This window comes from Microbulbifer celer (assembly GCF_020991125.1).
Lineage (GTDB): Bacteria > Pseudomonadota > Gammaproteobacteria > Pseudomonadales > Cellvibrionaceae > Microbulbifer > Microbulbifer celer.
In genome coordinates, this window is the sequence record NZ_CP087715.1 from 1,842,875 (window position 1) to 1,860,340 (window position 17,466).

The window sequence follows — 17,466 nt, forward strand, 5'->3', positions numbered from 1 at the left end:
TAGAATACGTTCTTCAACGACTGTACGAGGATAAAAGGATATGTCTATTAACGAACACGCAACCAAGGAACTGGTGACTCGACTGGTTAACAGCGCCCTGGCAGCAATTAAGAATAAGGATAAAAACCCAAACTGGAATCAGACACTGACCAGAAGCTTGGATGAACTTGCCTTAATCAGCCGGAACCTGGATACTGCCAAACATAACGCACAGTACTTTGGTAGAGTGACGGCGACCAGCCCCCATGGTCACAACGTATACCGAGCCAATCAATCCGTAAACTCGAAGCTAGGGACACTCTCGTCGCTTGAAACATTTCTCGCAGAAGAGTGGAAAAAAATTGGTGATGCGATTGACGCAGACAAGAGAAAGCTTCCAACTGAAGGCAAGAACGAAATGGAGCTTCTGGATATGCTTGCGGGAGAAATTGAATCATTCGATAAATTACTTAAGCAAGACTACAGCCGCGTATCAAAGCACCAATCCAACGCAAATCAAACGACGATCATTCAAAGAGAAATCAACCAATTAAAAACAATGCCTGATCTTACGGCACCAAGTATGCTTATTTTAATTTCGGTAGGCATTCGGCTATTTGCGATGCTCGTCGGTTCTATAAAAATGCATAACAATAAATAGCCAAAAATTTTGGGGTAACTATTGGGGTCAGTGTGCCACTACAATCTGACCCCATTTATTAAGAGCAATCCTGGGGGGGGGCGAGCCATAGTGCCTCCATGAAAATATGGAGTTAGCATAATGGCCCTCAAATAGAATGGTCTGTTGAATACAGCGGCAATATTTTACTCTGACCCCAATAATTTCTTTATTTAAATATCTAGGCGTCCGGAAAAAGGTAGGCAACAATATTCGTTATAAGCGGCTCCAGCATAGAAAATCGATCCCGAAACTCATTATCAGGTCTCCGAGACAAATACCGAGACATCGGACCTTTACCCTCTCGCCGAAACTCCTTCTTGACAAATATTTCCCAATCTTCTTGTAAATGATCATCAAGCCTTGTTTCTTCTGCGATGATTCGATTATTAAGCTCTGATGGTATTACATCCGGAATGTACCTTGTCTGGAGGTGACCCCTGCCATTCGCCCATATCCACGCGTCTCGATCATATAGCGTTTCAAGTACTATCGGCACATTGAACCCAGCTTGGAATACAGGATACATGTGTGGAGGTGTCGGCAGTTTGAAGCACCTGGCTGAAATCACATTACTTGGAACTTCATTCCAGTCTTTAGCGGCTTTTTTCGCGTCTGGATCTAAGTCCAAGAGGCCCGCGGCACGTGGAAGCTCCGGATGATGCTTTGCTCTACTGCGCCACGAGGACAGCATATCAATCACATAGGTATGGCCAGCGCTATCCCGCGTTTCTACATCTATGTCACCTGAACGCTCTGCCGCAAATACGCACAGTGCCTTTTCGATTATTAATCTGTCAGAAGGTCCCTCAACGAAAATCTTCCTTCGATTCTTCGGGCTAACTCTTCTACTTCAGCACGCGCACGCTCCTGCCGACGCACTTGATCTTCAAGCTCTGCCACCATCGGTGCAAACATGGCAGTAGTTCCCATTCGGTCATCCAAGTCACTAAGCTCTTGAGCTTCCTTAGTGCCATCCTCCTCAGCCGCATGGTATATGTGATGACATGATATTTGATCCTCATCCTTCTCTTGCTTCCGATGAAGGTTGTAGAAAACTGGCGAATGGGTCGTGAGAAAAACTTGCGCTATACCGCTGTTAACAAACTCCCAAAACTGGTCAGCAAGCTCAACTGAACTAGACAGCTCAAGACTATTTTCAGGCTCTTCATAACCCCAGATATAGGTATAGGGCTGCGCGCCTCGAACCTGAAGACCGCGCTTTTTATCTGCCATAAATTTCAAAATAATAGGAATATGGCGAGCTTTCACTCCATCACCGCGAGCTTCTAGCGATATATTTTTCTCATTACTAAGAAAGTCCAAACTTTCGAAGATGTGACTAAGATCCTTAGGCAAGGCCAACCTTGAGTTAAAACCAAGTGAACTAGTGATTTGAGTAGTTAAATCTTCAAGCTGAGTGGAAATTGAATTTTCGAACTCGCGACTAGAATCACGAAATTCTCGATCAGCCACGTCAGCGATCACATCATAAATGCTAGCTCGAAGCTCAGAAAAATACTCTAAATCCTTAATAGCTGGCACATATACATATTTTATATTTCGCAACAAAGTGTGAAGGTTCGACCTTTCAGGTATAGCAACAGTTTCCCAAGATATACCCCCTCTAGGACCGGCCACTTTACGGCGACCAAAATATTTATCATAGACCAACCCTTCTACACGCCAGCGCTTCTCCCATAAAATCACATCGCCATTTACTCGGCGGTAATTCTCCGGGAGAGAAAATTCCAATGTAACTGAAATTTCCTTTGCACGCCGGTTGGGGCGATTGTGTATATTGTGATCAACTAGAAATTTTAAAACATCTTCTTGATCAGTCTTCCCATTGAAAAATAAATTCAGCGCCCGAAGGACGTTAGACTTGCCAGAATCGTTCTTCCCAACCAATACAGCCAAACGACTTGGTAAAACCGATAAATCGCGGGTTGATCGAAAGTTTCGGATATCAATTTTTTTATTCTAAGACTCATAATTAAATTCAAAAATTTAGAAATTCAACTGGCTTTAAAAGCATGGATACGCAGCTATCCACTTCGACTCACGAGCAATGGAAAATACTCGAGTTGCAGTAAAGCTTCGAGACTTGAATTAGCCGTTACACTCTGGGCCGAAATTTATTCCAACTCGACTCTCACCACGCCACGATCTACGAGCAAGAGTTAGATATTAAGCTAGCCTGAAGACGATCCAATAGAGGAATCACTTCATTATACGCAGTGTCAAATTCATCCCTATCTAATAATTTTAACTTGGTCGAAGGGGATATGGTGAGGCCATCGTATTCAACTCCATGCAAATCTACGGTACCTAAAATCAACTGGTAGTCATTAGGTGTATTTTCAAAAATGAATTTTATGATCTTATATCTGTTTTGTGCATCTTGATCCTGCTGATTTGGCGAATCAACGACCAGAGGAAACAATGGCAAAGAGGTAAACTCTCTGGACGTAAATAAGATTGCATAGTAGTAAGCCAGCAAGGCTCGCGGAGTATCGCTACCTTGAGATCTAACCGATAAAGGAATATCACTGAACCCATCAGAGTTAAGAGTATGAACATTCAGCTTTAGCAAAAAAAGATCAATAAAAGTATTAAATTTATTGATAATTAATTCTTTACGATCCTTGTTGTTTAATTTTGATCGATCATCTTCTAGACCGGATTTCTCGCCTTCAATTTCCGCTATTTGAGAAATGTAGCCACTCTGACTTCGACTGAAAATTTCTTTAACCTGCTTGGAGCTTTCATTCCTAATGAGATCTTTCAGTCGAACCTTCCCTTTTTTCTCATTAAGCAAATTATTGATTTCTCGAACCTTAGCACCTTGTAAAGTCAAATGACTTTCAAGCTTGACAACTTCTTTTACTACCTTCTTTTTATCTTCTAAATAATCGGCAAGCAGACTGCGACATGTGTCGATATCCTCTAAGAGACCAAACCTTGACACCATCGAATTTTCATAGGTCGCATTACACGTCGGACAAGTAATTTCACCATCAAGATCGTTTAGCGAGTGCTCATAATCTTTATCAATTTCACGAATTGATTTACTGACAAGCATTATCTCGTTATCAATAAATGCTTCTTTATTCTTTAGCTTAATTAAATTCTTTCTGTAGTCATTTTCTTTATTTTTTAACCCCTCAAGCTTTACAATAAGCTTGTCAACATCTCTTTTAAAGGCCTTAATATCAATATCGAATGTAGCTTTAGGTATGTATTTTTCTACAGCCTTCTTGGCTGAGCTGAGCACACCTGATTCATCTCTAAGGGTAGTTAGACTGGCTGATAGTTGATCAATCCGCTCAGACAAAAGGAAGTATTCATTCGGGCGTATACCAGTAATAAAATTGATCAGATCTCTTTTGAAGGACGTAAACACACCTAGACCTTCAAATGAATTCCAAGGCTTTGACCAACTCTTATCCTGATCTATATAAAAAGGTAGAAACTGGATAGCAGGCGACGCTGGTATTCTTTGATTTGTTTTTGACTGTTTGAGCTTTAGTTTGCTGTTAAATAGTTTTGATAAATAGGGGGAAAGGCCCTTAATTACGCTATCAAAAGATTGCAGCAGAGTGCCTCGCTCATCAAATAGACCAAAATGGCCCCTGGAGCGCAAAATCTTGTAATCACTACCGCCGTATGAAAAGGTCAGCAAACTGATAGCGTCAGTTTTTTCCCATACATTATCAAAGTGAACATCAGCACCGAGAGAATGGTAAATAGACTTAATAATAGTCGATTTACCTACATCATTCTCGCCCGTGATTAGGTTTCTCTGCGGATGAAATGTCACCGTTTTTGCGGACTTTTCTGGCATTGAGAGGATTGTTAGCTGTTTTATCAGCAACTGATTTCGTTCCATTTTTACGTAAATGCCTTACAAGTTTTTTAAAGCTATAATTGTTCACAGTATTGCCAAAGAATAATGGAATCAATGTAGTGACTATCAAAAATACTCGCCACCTTTACTAATTTTTTTGATACATTTTTTCTAACGTTAGCAATCACGTCTTTCAAGAGCACGGTAGACCCAAGAGATACTGCGTTTACCGCACTAGCAATGTCGCTTTCGAGATTTTTTAGAGCATTATTATCGTAATCCAAGCGGTCAGTGCTGTACTTTTTCCAGCTCCGCTGAAGTTTGACCAGATCTTGAAGAGTAGCTCCCTCCGCTTGAAGCTGAACTTTGACGATATCCCAATTGTTATTCCCAGAACGTGAGCAATTAACTCGCCATACAAAATCTTCAATTTCAGATCGAGTGATACATTTATTGCGAATTAGTTCGTCGAAAGTATTAATCTGCTCAGACGGATAATTATTTTTGACTTTAATTTGGTCAGAAATTGACTGATACCAAGGAGATACAGAAATGCTATGTTCACTCCCGAATAGCTCCTCAAAGAAGTTGTGCAAAATTCCTCTAATGTGCTTTTCATGATCATCGACACTTAACGAGCTTTGCTCAAGCTGCAGACTACTTAAGTCGACCGCACTGACCCCAAGCTGCAATTGAACGGCATCAATTATTCTTTTCTGATCTTTAGCATCTAATTGATCCGCGATAGTTGAAGGAGCCGGGTCAGAAAATGAAAAATATGCATTGGTAATAAAGCGTAATTGGCTGCTATGCCCAGTGAAATTTTTCTTATTTTCGTAAAGCTTACCAATTATTGAAAGCTTGTCTGGCTTTCCATCTTTTCCTTTAACAGACTTAGTAAGCTGATGAACGGACCACTTTTGCCCTGTCGTCTTGGTTTTAACCTGAACAAATTGTAGATTTGACGGTTTTTTTTCAGAATCGAGGATCAATATGTCATCGTGGAACTCAAAGGCAAAGACGTAGTCCTTGCCTTGCAAGTGATATTCTATCAGTTCCGCAAGCGCCCAGTTTCTTTGGTATGCAAACCTCGCAGGACTACGAGAACCAGCCGTTTCTGTTTGTGAAACGGTAATAAGGTCAGATTGAATTAAAGTGGGCATTGTAATTCCGCTCCATGGAGCTCTTCGAGCACGCAATCTTCAATTGGGAAACACCCATTTATCAGCCAGCTGCTAAGAACAGGGTTGCATTCCGAAATATGTTATACGTCGCAAGATAGTTATTTTTTCGGAGATAACGGTTCACGATAGTATTGAAACGCCTTTTTAAGTCAATGGCTTATCCTAATTTTGAAGAAATTAGCATCGGATCAGCTAATACGCGAACGCTAAAAACTGAATTTCGCCTAAATATCAAACAAAAAAGCGAGTCTCACTTGAGGCTCGCTTTATCGACTTCCACTTCAGTTTGCACCGTGACTACCGCTATTCATGGCTTCCACTGCAAGGTGGACTAGAAGGAATCGCTAGGCACCCTCACCCAACCTTCCATCAGAATCCGCGCATTGCGGCTCATGATGGCTTTGGTGGCAGTCCACTGCCCATTGGAAATTTCCGCTTCCGCACCAACCCTCAAGGTGCCGGAAGGATGACCGAAAGTCACCGCATTGCGCTCCCCTCCCCCAGCGGCCAGATTGGCCAGGGTACCGGGAATGGCGGCGGCGGTGCCGATGGCGACGGCGGCGGTGCCCATCATGGCGTGGTGGAGTTTGCCCATGGACAGGGCGCGCACCAGCAGGTCGATATCGCCGGCCGCGATCTCCTTGCCGCTGGATGCCATATAGCCCTTGGGCGGGGCGACGAAGGCGACCTTGGGGGTATGCTGGCGGTTGGCTGCGTCTTCCACCTTTTCGATCAGACCCATCTTTACTGCGCCGTGGGCACGGATGGTTTCGAACATGGCCAGGGCCTTGTCGTCGCCGTTGATGGCTTCCTGCAATTCGGTACCTTCGTACCCGATCTGGTCAGCGTTGACGAAGATGGTCGGGATGCCGGCGTTGATCATGGTGGCTTTCAGGGTGCCCCCCTCTACAACATCAGCGGGCACTTCGAGGTCGTCCACCAGATTGCCGGTGGGGAAAATGGCACCCTCGCCGGCCGGGTCCATAAATTCGATCTGCACCTCGGCTGCGGGGAAGGTGACGCCGTCCAGTTCGAAATCACCGGTTTCCTGTACTTCGCCGTTGGTGATGGGTACGTGGGCGATGATGGTTTTTTGGATGTTGGCCTGCCAGATGCGCACGGTGCAGATGCCGTTTTGCGGGATGCGCTCGGCATCGACGAAGCCACTGTTGATGGCGAAGGCGCCGGCGGCGGCGGTTAGGTTGCCACAGTTGCCGGACCAGTCCACGAACGGCTTGTCGATGGAGACTTGGCCGAAGAGGTAGTCGACGTCGTGGTCGGGTTGTTCGCTTTTGGACAGGATGACGGTTTTGCTGGTGCTGGAGGTGGCGCCGCCCATGCCGTCGGTTTGTTTGCCGTAGGGGTCGGGGCTGCCGATTACGCGCAGCAGCAGGTTGTCTCTTGCCTGGCCTGGGACCTGGGCGGGTTCGGGGAGGTCCTGCAGGCGGAAGAAGACGCCTTTGCTGGTACCGCCGCGCATGTAAGTGGCCGGGATTTTGATTTGTGGTGCAAAGGTTGTCATTACGCTGCGCCCTCGGCTTCGAGGAAGTCGTTGGCGAAGCGTTGGAGTACGCCGCCGGCTTCGAAGATGGAGACTTCTTCCTGGGTGTCCAGGCGGCATTTGACCGGGACTTCTACGGTTTCGCCGTCTTTACGGTGAACCCGTAGGGTCAGGGTGGCGCCTGGGGTTTGTTCGCCTGCCACGTCGAAGGTTTCGGTGCCGTCGATGCCTAGGGTTTTGCGGGTGGTGCCGGGCTGGAATTCCAGTGGCAGTACGCCCATGCCGATGAGGTTGGTGCGGTGGATGCGCTCGAAGCCTTCGGCGACGATCGCTTCCACGCCGGCGAGGCGCACGCCTTTGGCGGCCCAGTCGCGCGACGAGCCCTGGCCGTAGTCGGCGCCGGCGATAATGATCAGCGGCTGTTTGCGGTCCATGTAGGTTTCGATGGCTTCCCACATGCGGGTTTCTTTGCCTTCCGGCTCCACGCGGGCGAAGGAGCCCTGCTTCACTTCGCCGTCCTCACTGCGCACCATTTCATTCAACAGTTTCGGGTTGGCGAAGGTGGCGCGCTGGGCGGTGAGGTGATCGCCCCTATGCGTCGCGTAGGAGTTGAAGTCCTCCTCCGGCAGGCCCATTTTCGCGAGGTATTCGCCGGCGGCGCTGCTGGCGAGGATCGCGTTGGACGGCGACAGATGGTCGGTGGTGATGTTGTCACCCAGTACGGCCAGCGGGCGCATGCCTTTGAGGGCGCGCTCTCCCGCTAAAGCGCCTTCCCAATAGGGCGGGCGGCGGATGTAGGTGCTCATGGGGCGCCAGTCGTACAGCGGATCCACTTTTTCTGCGGCGCTCTTTTCCAGGTCGAACATGGGGATGTAGACCTCGCGGAACTGCTCGGGCTTCACGCTCTGTTTGACGATCGCGTCGATCTCTTCATCGCTCGGCCAGATATCTTTGAGGGTGACCGGGTTGCCGTCTTTGTCGTGGCCCAGTACGTCTTTCTCGATATCGAAGCGAATGGTGCCGGCGATGGCGTAAGCCACGACCAAGGGCGGCGACGCCAGGAAGGCCTGCTTGGCGTAGGGATGGATACGGCCGTCGAAGTTGCGGTTGCCGGACAAAACAGCGGTGGCGTACAGGTCGCGGTCGATAACTTCCTTCTGAATAGCCGGGTCCAGCGCGCCGCTCATGCCGTTACAGGTGGTGCAGGCAAAGGCGACTACGTCGAAGCCCTGTTGCTGCAGTTCCGGCAGCAGCTCGGCTTCTTCCAGGTACATTTTTACGGTTTTGGAACCCGGAGCCAGGGAGGTTTTCACCCAGGGCTTGCGGGTCAGGCCGAGCTTGTTGGCGTTGCGCGCGATCAGGCCCGCGGCAATCATGTTGCGCGGGTTGCTGGTGTTGGTGCAGCTGGTGATGGCGGCGATGATCACGGCACCGTCGGGCATCTCGCCCTCTTTCTGTTCCCACTCTTTCGCTATTCCTCGAGAGCCCAGTTCGGACACCGGCAGCAGTGCGTGCGGGTTGGAGGGGCCGGCCAGATTGCGGACTACGGAGGAAAGATCGAAGGTGAGTACGCGTTCGTATTCGGCGGTCTTGAGGCTGTCTGCCCATAGGCCGGTTTCTTTTGCGAACTGTTCTACCAAGGCTACCTGGTCGTCGTCGCGGCCGGTGAGCTTCAGGTAGTCGATGGTCTGCTCGTCGATGGCGAACATGCCGGCGGTGGCGCCGTACTCGGGTGTCATGTTGGCGATGGTGGCGCGGTCGCCCAGGCTCAGGCTGGATGCGCCTTCGCCGAAGAATTCGAGATAGGCACCGACCACGCGCTCGCGGCGCAGGAATTCCGTCAATGCCAGTACCATGTCGGTACCGGTAATGCCGGGCTGCAGTTTGCCGGTGAGCTCGACGCCGACGATGTCGGGCAGGCGCATGTAGGAGGCGCGGCCGAGCATCACGCTTTCGGCCTCTAAACCACCCACGCCTACGGAGATTACGCCGAGGGCATCCACCATCGGGGTGTGGCTGTCGGTGCCGACGCAGGTATCCGGGAAAGCAACTCCGTCCTTCTTCTGCACCACTGGAGACATTTTCTCGAGGTTGATCTGGTGCATGATGCCGTTGCCGGGGGGAATGACGTCGACATTTTCAAACGCGGTTTTGGTCCAGTTGATGAAGTGGAAGCGGTCTTCGTTGCGGCGCTCTTCCACGGCGCGGTTCTTTTCGAACGCGTCTTTTTCAAAACCGGGGTGTTCGACGGCGAGGGAGTGGTCGACGATCAATTGGGTGGGGACGACCGGGTTTACTTTGGCCGGGTCACCGCCCTTCTCTGCAATGGCATCACGCAGGCCGGCGAGGTCGACGAGTGCGGTCTGGCCGAGGATATCGTGGCAGACGACGCGTGCGGGGTACCAGGGGAAGTCGAGGTCGCGTTTGCGTTCGATGAGCTGTTTTAGGGCGTCGGTGAGTAATTCTGGCTCGCAGCGGCGTACGAGGTTTTCCGCGAGGATGCGGGAGGTGTATGGCAGTTTTTCGTAGCTACCCGGTTGGATATTTTCGACGGCTTCGCGGGTGTCGAAATAATCGAGGTCGGTGCCGGGGAGGTTTTTGCGGTATTCGGTGTTCATCGAGTATCACCCGTTCGGGTCGATTGGTGGCGGTGCTGGCACCGGGTAGGGTTTTGCTGGACACGCCGTGAACCCATCCATGGGGGCTTGGCTGCGAGATCCCTCTCGCAGACAGTCCAGCAAAACCCTACCCGGCACCGTCACCTTCGCTTCAGGTTCAGTGCTTTCTATTAACGCTCGGCAATAGGGGTTACTTTGCGAAGTTCCGGGCCGGTGTATTCCGCGCTTGGGCGGATGATGCGGTTGTCGGCGCGCTGTTCGAATACGTGGGCGGCCCAACCAGTTACGCGGCTCATTACGAAGATCGGCGTGAACAGTTTGGTGGGGATGCCCATGAAGTGATACGCGGAGGCGTGGAAGAAGTCGGCGTTGCAGAACAGCTTTTTCTCGCGCCACATGACGTCTTCGCAGCGTACGGATACCGGGTATAGCACGTCGTCGCCCACGTCGACGGCGAGTTTTTCGGACCACTGCTTGATGATGGCGTTGCGCGGGTCGGATTCGGTGTAGACCGCGTGGCCGAAGCCCATGATTTTTTCTTTGCGCTCGAGCATGCCCAGCAGTTCTTTTTCTGCTTCGTCGGCGGAAGAGAAACGCTCGATCAGTTCCATCGCCGCTTCGTTGGCGCCGCCGTGCAGCGGACCGCGCAGGGAGCCGATGGCGCCGGTGATGCAGCTGAACAGGTCAGACAGGGTGGAGGCGCAGACGCGGGCGGTGAAGGTGGAGGCGTTGAACTCGTGCTCGGCGTACAGGATCAGGGAGACGTTCATTACCTGCGCGTGCAAGTCGTTTGGCTTTTCGCCGCGCAGCATGTGCAGGAAGTGGCCGCCGATGGAGTCATCGTCGGTTTCGGTTTCGATGCGCACGCCGTCGTGGCTGAAGCGGTACCAGTAACAGATGATGGACGGGAATGCGGCGAGCAGACGGTTGGCGCGGTCCTGTTGTTGCTCGAAGGACTCTTCCCCTTCCAGGTTGCCCAGCATGGAGCAGCCGGTGCGCATGACGTCCATGGGGTGGGCGTCGGCGGGGATGCGTTCGAGCACTTCGCGCAGGGCCTGCGGCAGGCCGCGCATGGTTTTGAGGGTGCCTTTGTAATCGGCCAGCTGTGCCTGGGTGGGCAGTTCCCCGTTGAAGATCAGGTAGGCGACTTCTTCGAACTCGCAGTGTTCTGCCAGGTCTTTGACGTCGTAGCCGCAGTAGGTCAGGCCGGAGCCGGATACGCCTACGGTGGAAAGTGCGGTTTTACCGGCTACCTGGCCACGCAGGCCTGCTCCGCCAACTTTTTTCTCTGCCATCTCTATTTTCCCCTATCGATTTAAGTTTTTACTTCGTCATGCCGGACTTGATCCGGTATCCAGTTACGGGGCTTCCGCCAACCTCCGGCTGGATCCCGGCCTTCGCCGGGATGACGGTGTGGGTTCAATTACTTTTTAAACAGGTTGTCGAGTTTGTCTTCAAACTCGTGGTAGTTCAGGTAGTCGTACAGCTCCGCGCGGGTCTGCATGGTGTCGACGACGGCTTGCTGGTCGCCCTGCTCCAGGATGCTGGAGTAGACGTTTTCCGCGGCTTTGTTCATGGCGCGGAAGGCCGACAGTGGGTACAGCACCATGTCGGCGCCGGACTCGCCCAGCTCGGCCTTGTTGTACAGCTTGGTTTTACCAAACTCGGTGATGTTGGCGAGGATCGGGACGTTCAATGCGTCTTTAAAGGCGCGGTAGTGTTCGAGTTCGGTGACGGCTTCGGCGAAGATGCCGTCGGCGCCGGCTTCGATGCAGGCCTGGGCGCGTTCGATGGCGGCTTCCAGTCCTTCCTGAGCGAAGGCATCGGTGCGGGCCATGATGAAGAAGTCGTCATCGTCGCGCGCGTCCACCGCGGCCTTGATACGATCGACCATCTCTTCTTTGGACACGATCTCTTTGTTCGGGCGGTGGCCACAGCGTTTCTGCGCGACCTGGTCTTCAATGTGTACCGCAGCGGCGCCGGCGCGGATCATTTCTTTGATGGTACGGCCGATATTGAAAGCACCGCCCCAGCCGGTGTCGATATCCACCAGCAGCGGCAGGCTGGAGGCGGCAGTGATGCGGCGGACGTCTTCCAGCACGTCGTTCATGCTGGTCATGCCCAGGTCCGGCAGGCCGTAGGAGGCATTGGCAACGCCGCCACCGGACAGGTAGATCGCCTGGTGGCCGATGCGCTCGGCCATGATGGCGGTGTAGGCGTTGATGGTGCCCACTACCTGCAGCGGCTGATTGTCTTTCAGGGCCTGGCGAAAGCGTGCGCCGGCGGATTCTGGTCTGCTCATAAACTGCCCCTGTTCTCTCATGATTCGGATTTGGCGAATTAATTCTGTTTGGATAGTTTGTTTTCAATATTGCTGCGCGACGCCCGGATATGGCGGCGCATCAGGATTTCGGCCAGTTCACCATCGCCGGCTTCAATCGCTTCGATGATGTGGCTGTGTTCGCGGAAAGCGCGGTGCGCGCGCGGGCTGGCCATGCCCAGCTGGTAGCGGTACATGCGCACACGGTAATAGAGTTTGTTGCACAGGGTGTCGATCAACAGGTCGTTGTTGGAGGCCTGCACGATGCGGAAGTGGAAGTCGAAATCCCCTTCCGGCTGAAAATAGGCGGTGCCCTTCTGCAGCTCTTCCTGCTGTTCGTGGCGGGCGAGCATCTGGCGCAGTTCCACCAGGTCTTCTTCGGAACGGTTCTCTGCGGCCAGTCGGCAGGCCATGCCTTCCAGCGCCTCGCGCACGTCGTAGATCTCGAGCAGGCCGCGCTCGGTGAGGTCCACCACCCGCGCACCGACGTTGACCCTGCGTTCAATCAGGCTGAGAGATTCCAGCCGCATCAGCGCCTCGCGCAGGCTGCTGCGGCTGGCATCGAAGCGCCGGGAGAGCTCGGGCTCGCTGATCTTGCTGCCGGCGGGCATGCGGCCTTCCACAATCTCGCTGCGCAGGGTCTCGAACAGGTGGTCGGCGATACTGCGGCGATTGCTCGCCGTGGCCTTCAGGTCCAGCAAAGGACTTTCTGCTGCGGCTTGTGGCAGGTCGGATTGCTCACCCAAACTGTTGTCCGCCATGGTTTACCTCGCTCCTGCGCTCAGTGGCCATGCGGCCCGGCTTTCCCCGGCCCACCGCAAGATTGTCGACACATTGTAGTTGACTGGCAGGTTAATCAGTCGAAAACGTGCCGTCAATGGATTTTTTGTCGACAGATATACAGTCTACGCCTAGTTGATTGAACCTGCTTCATCAGTAAAGAGGCCTGGAAGACAGCGCGCAGGACGGTGTCGGGAAGAAGTGTCGACAATATGGAGGTGTTTGAATTGCGTGAATTGTGAGTCAAGCGCCTGGGCGGCGCGGATTTCGCATGAAATTGCGTAAGGTCGAGCTACTTAGACAGATTACACTGTGCCAAACAGTAGTCTTGCACTACCAGTATGGGCATAATAGCCGCCGCGCCGGTCACGCCCGGAACCAAGACTGCGCTTGGTCGCGTTCAGAGAATGCCGATAGCTTCCGGTTCCGACCCTATGCTAAAGGGATCAGACCTGAATAGCGGAGACACCGGCGCAGTTGATGTAAACCTCGATCCCGATGACGCCCCGACGGCATTGGGGTCCTGAAAACCGTACCGGCGACCGCAGACCGAGCAGATTTGAATCATGCCTAAGAGTATTATCAGGCGCTGGTTGCCGACCCCCGAACAGGTTCGCGCTAACAGCGGGCTCAAGATTCTCGGCAATCTGCTGCACGATCCAAACCTCTTTCACTTGAACCGCCATTCCGTGTCGGTGGCGTTTGCCGTGGGCGTTTTCACCAGCTTTCTTCCCCTGCCCGGCCAGATGCTGATTGCGGCGCTGCTGGCGCTGTGGTTCCGCTGCAACCTCCCGCTCTCCATGATTCTGGTATGGATCAGTAACCCGGTGACCATGCCGGCGATTTTCTATAGCACCTACAAGCTCGGCGCCTGGCTGTTGGGCACGCCGCCGCTGGAGTTCAAGATCGAACTCTCCTGGCAGTGGCTGACAGAGGAAGTGGGCAAGATCTGGCTGCCGCTGTTTTCAGGGTCGCTGATCTGCGGCATTTTCTTCGCCACCGTGGCTTACTTTGTGATGCAGGGCGTGTGGCGTTGGCATGTGGTGAAACGCTGGAAGGCGCGGCTGGCCCAGCGCAAGGCGCAGCTTAATCAGGGCGGCTGAATCTTTTCTTTTATCGTCATCCCGGTGAAGACCGGGATCCAGTACGCTGAACCCTGGATGCCGGATCAAGTCCGGCATGACGGTTGTCAGTAGTCCTGGCGCAGCGCCGCCGCCGGCTGAACCCGGCTCGCCTGAAGCGCGGGATAGAGCGTAGCCATCAGACTCAGCAGGAAGCCCGCGCCCACCACCAGGGCAACATCCCCCCAGTGCAATTGAGACGGCAGGTAGTCCACCGGATAGACGTCCGACTTCAGAAACTGGATACCGAATACCGATTCCAGCCCCGACACCAGATCGGTCACCGTCAGCGAGCCGATGACGCCGAGCAAGCCGCCGATCAGTACACCGATCAACCCCACCAGCGCCCCCTGACTGACGAACGTCAGCAGGATCTCCCGGGTACTGGCGCCCATGGTGCGCAGGATGGCAATGTCGCCGTGTTTGTCGATCACCACCATCACCAGCGTGGAAACCACGTTGAATGCAGCAATGGCGATAATCAGGAATACCAGCAGACTCACCAGATTGCGGGACATCTGGATGGCCTGGTACAGATTGCCGTGGGTACCGGTCCAGTCGCTGCCGTAATAACCTTCATGGGGCAGCTGATTCAGCAGCTGGCGGAAGATGGTAAAGGAATTCAGCATGTCATCCACCCGCAACTGTACTCCGGCACCCCCGGCGCCTCCGGCCAGCGCTTTCGCCTGATCCCAGTCCACCAGCGCCAGGGAGTGATCGAGCTCGGTACCGGAGTGGAAAATATCCACGATGCGAAAACCCGCCAGTTGCGCGGAACTGCGCCCGCCTGTTCCGCCACCACTGGCATCGCCGCTTTCCGGCACAATCACCGACAGATGCTCTCCCACCGCGACTTCAAGCTTTTCTGCAATGCCCTGACCGAGGATGATCCCCGGTTGCGCGGGGTCGCTGGTGAGTGCGGCAAAGGTTTCGGGCTTGAGAAAGTTTCCGATGGTGGACACATCGACAATGGTGTCCGGGTTGACGCCCTGCACCAACAGTGGCGTCACTTCCAGCCCATTGCGCGCGAGGCCATTGACCTGCCACACCTCGGCGGCAGCGGTCACACCCGGCGCGGCCGCGACCTCATCCCGCAGTGCCGGCCAATCGATATCCGGGCTGGCGTTGTACACGGTGGCGTGGGGCATGATGCCGAGAATGCGCTCGCGCAGTTCGCGGTCGAAGCCGTTCATCACCGACATCACCACGATCATCAGCGCCGCCCCCAGGATCAGCCCGATCATGGAAAGGCCGGAAATAAACGACACCAGGCCGGCGGAATCCTGCCCGCCGCGCTGGGCGCCCGCGTAACGCAGGCCGATAAACGCGGGTAACGGTCTAAACATGCTTCACCTCAAACATGGTCGCCCGGCTTCCAGTCTTCTACCAGCTGGCCGTCCACCAGGTGCAGGCAGCGATCCAGCGCTGCCGCCAGGTCCGGGTCGTGTGTGACGATGATGAAGCTGATTCCGGTCTCGCGATTGAGCCGATCCATCAGGTTGTGAATTTCCTTCGCGGTCGCGCGGTCCAGGTTACCGGTGGGCTCGTCCATCAATACGCAGGCAGGCTTTGCCACCAGCGCACGGGCAATGGCGACGCGCTGGCGTTCACCGCCGGATAGCTGCGCCGGCTTGTGATCCAGGCGCGCGCCCAGCCCCACCGCTTCCAGCATCTCTTGCGCCTGTGCGCGGGATTCCGCTACCGACTGCTTACCGATCAACAGCGGCATGGCGACGTTCTCCAGTGCGGAGAATTCGTTCAGCAGGTGGTGAAACTGATAGACAAAACCGAGGCTGGCGTTGCGCAACCAGCCGCGCTCATTGGCGTTGAGGCTCGCCAGGTTTTTACCCGCTACCCAGACCTCGCCTTCAGACGGCGTATCCAGCCCGCCCAGAAGGTTCAATAAGGTCGACTTACCGGAACCGGATGCGCCGACAATGGCCAGCCGCTCGCCTTTTGGCACTTCGAGTTCCACCTCGCGCAGCACTTTCAATTCATTGGTGCCCTGGCGATAGATTTTACTGAGCTGACGACAGGCCAACACGACTTCGGCCGACGATTGTGGCCGGGATTCTTCGGGATTGATTTCCACTTGGCTGTTCATCTTATTTCCAATAACGTCAATTATTCGTACCGCAGTGCTTCTGCCGGCGCGATCTGCGCGGCGCGCCATGCCGGGAAGAGCGTCGCCAGCAGGCTCATGATGACGGCGGCACTCAACACCATGATCGCATCCCCGATACGGAATTCCGAGGGGAGGAAACTGACAAAAAATACGCGCGGATCAAAGATCTTGGCGCCGACCACATGTTCGATCCAGGACACCAGATCCGTCAGGTTCAGCGCGATCAGCGTTCCCAGCAAGCCGCCAATCGCTGCGCCGATTATGCCGATGGCGCTGCCCTGCACCACAAACACCGCCATAATCTGTCGCGACGTCAGGCCGAGGGTACGCAGCACCGCAATGTCCGATCGCTTGTCCGCCACCATCAGTACCAGGGCGGAGACGATATTGAATGCGGCCACTGCGACAATGATCATCAGCATCAGGGTGACGACGGTCTTTTCCATTTTTACTGCCTGGAACAGGCTGCCTTGGGAATGGCTCCAGTCTTCCCCATCAAAGCCCTCTCCAAGAGATGCGGCATAGCCTTCGACGCGTCCGAGGGCGTTGTTCATATCGTCAAACTTGAGCTGCAGCCCCTGCACCTTGCCGGGCATACGCAACAGGCGTGCGGCATCTTCGATATGCATCAGGGCCATGTTCTGATCCACCTGCGCCCCGACGGAAAATACGCCGGCAACGGTAAAGCGCTTGGTGCGGGGAAAGATACCGGCCGGCGTGATCACCACTTCCGGCAGGGTAAGGATGACGCTGTCGCCGGGAATCACGCCCAGCTGACGGGCGAGAATGCGGCCGAGGACGATTTTGTAGCTGCGGGATTCCAGCGCGTCGAGACTGCCCATCAACATATGCTCGCCCACCGCGGAGACGTCCCGCAGGGCCTGCGGATCCACGCCCTGGAACTCGACGCCCTGGGACTGACTGTTGGCGCCGAGTAGCGCAAAGCCACGCACGAACGGGCTTGCAGCAATCACATGGGGCTGCTGCTTCAACTGATCCGCCGCCCCCTGCCAGCCTTCCAGGCCGCCGTCTTTTTCCACAAAGCCGTGTGGTACCACCGAGAGAATGCGGGTCTTCAGTTCCCGGTCAAAGCCGTTCATTACTGAGGTAACCACAATCAGCGCGAGGACGCCAAGGGCCATCCCCAGCAGGGAGAACCCATTTATAAAAGAGATGAACTGCTGCCGGCGGCGGGCGGCCACATAGCGGAGGCCGATGTAGAGGGGGACTGGTTTTATCATGGGATTGATTTAAGCGGAAAAACGCCAAGAAATCCAAGGATTTACGCACACTGTGCCAATGGGCGGTC

General features: G+C 53.8%; 13 protein-coding genes. 2 read left to right on the plus strand and 11 right to left on the minus strand.

Annotated elements, in window-relative coordinates:
- The first annotated feature begins 40 nt into the window (after nt 1–40).
- Nucleotides 41–640, plus strand: a complete 600-nt coding sequence (locus LPW13_RS07730; RefSeq protein WP_230438862.1) for a hypothetical protein — start codon at nt 41–43, stop codon at nt 638–640.
- 807 nt (nt 641–1,447) lie between these two features.
- Here LPW13_RS07730 and LPW13_RS07735 read toward each other — a convergent pair.
- The 8 genes from LPW13_RS07735 to LPW13_RS07770 form a co-directional block, all read right to left on the minus strand.
- On the minus strand, nt 1,448–2,632 hold the full coding sequence (locus LPW13_RS07735; RefSeq protein ID WP_329957944.1) for an ATP-dependent nuclease: 1,185 nt from the start codon (nt 2,630–2,632) through the stop codon (nt 1,448–1,450).
- Between the two features lie 196 nt (nt 2,633–2,828).
- Nucleotides 2,829–4,550, minus strand: a complete 1,722-nt coding sequence (locus LPW13_RS07740) for an AAA family ATPase (protein WP_230438864.1) — start codon at nt 4,548–4,550, stop codon at nt 2,829–2,831.
- A gap of 32 nt (nt 4,551–4,582) precedes the next feature.
- On the minus strand, nt 4,583–5,671 hold the full coding sequence (locus LPW13_RS07745; protein WP_230438865.1) for a DUF4297 domain-containing protein: 1,089 nt from the start codon (nt 5,669–5,671) through the stop codon (nt 4,583–4,585).
- Nucleotides 5,672–6,023: 352 nt separating this feature from the next.
- Nucleotides 6,024–7,214, minus strand: coding sequence for a 2-methylaconitate cis-trans isomerase PrpF (gene prpF / locus LPW13_RS07750; protein ID WP_230438866.1), 1,191 nt, complete (start codon nt 7,212–7,214; stop codon nt 6,024–6,026).
- Nucleotides 7,214–9,811, minus strand: coding sequence for a Fe/S-dependent 2-methylisocitrate dehydratase AcnD (gene acnD, locus LPW13_RS07755; protein ID WP_230438867.1), 2,598 nt, complete (start codon nt 9,809–9,811; stop codon nt 7,214–7,216). Before acnD ends, prpF begins: the two co-directional genes overlap by 1 nt.
- A gap of 170 nt (nt 9,812–9,981) precedes the next feature.
- Nucleotides 9,982–11,106, minus strand: coding sequence for a bifunctional 2-methylcitrate synthase/citrate synthase (prpC, locus tag LPW13_RS07760; protein ID WP_230438868.1), 1,125 nt, complete (start codon nt 11,104–11,106; stop codon nt 9,982–9,984).
- 128 nt (nt 11,107–11,234) lie between these two features.
- Nucleotides 11,235–12,113 (minus strand): methylisocitrate lyase, encoded by an 879-nt coding sequence (prpB, locus tag LPW13_RS07765; protein WP_230438869.1) that lies wholly within the window; start codon nt 12,111–12,113, stop codon nt 11,235–11,237.
- Nucleotides 12,114–12,151: 38 nt separating this feature from the next.
- Entirely contained in the window at nt 12,152–12,892 is a 741-nt protein-coding gene (locus LPW13_RS07770; protein ID WP_230438870.1) for a GntR family transcriptional regulator, read from the minus strand.
- 585 nt (nt 12,893–13,477) lie between these two features.
- Here LPW13_RS07770 and LPW13_RS07775 point away from each other — a divergent pair.
- Complete coding sequence (locus LPW13_RS07775; protein ID WP_230438871.1) at nt 13,478–14,014, plus strand: DUF2062 domain-containing protein; 537 nt, start codon at nt 13,478–13,480, stop codon at nt 14,012–14,014.
- An 86-nt stretch (nt 14,015–14,100) separates the two neighbouring features.
- On the opposite strand, the gene LPW13_RS07780 is transcribed toward LPW13_RS07775, so the two are convergent.
- Genes LPW13_RS07780 through LPW13_RS07790 form a run of 3 tightly spaced genes read right to left on the minus strand, consistent with a single transcriptional unit; the run spans nt 14,101 to nt 17,398 of the window.
- Complete coding sequence (locus tag LPW13_RS07780; protein WP_230438872.1) at nt 14,101–15,378, minus strand: lipoprotein-releasing ABC transporter permease subunit; 1,278 nt, start codon at nt 15,376–15,378, stop codon at nt 14,101–14,103.
- 8 nt (nt 15,379–15,386) lie between these two features.
- A complete protein-coding gene (lolD, locus tag LPW13_RS07785) occupies nt 15,387–16,136 on the minus strand; it encodes a lipoprotein-releasing ABC transporter ATP-binding protein LolD (RefSeq protein ID WP_230438873.1) in 750 nt (249 codons plus the stop codon).
- A gap of 20 nt (nt 16,137–16,156) precedes the next feature.
- Nucleotides 16,157–17,398, minus strand: coding sequence for a lipoprotein-releasing ABC transporter permease subunit (locus LPW13_RS07790; RefSeq protein WP_230438874.1), 1,242 nt, complete (start codon nt 17,396–17,398; stop codon nt 16,157–16,159).
- Nucleotides 17,399–17,466: the final 68 nt, after the last annotated feature.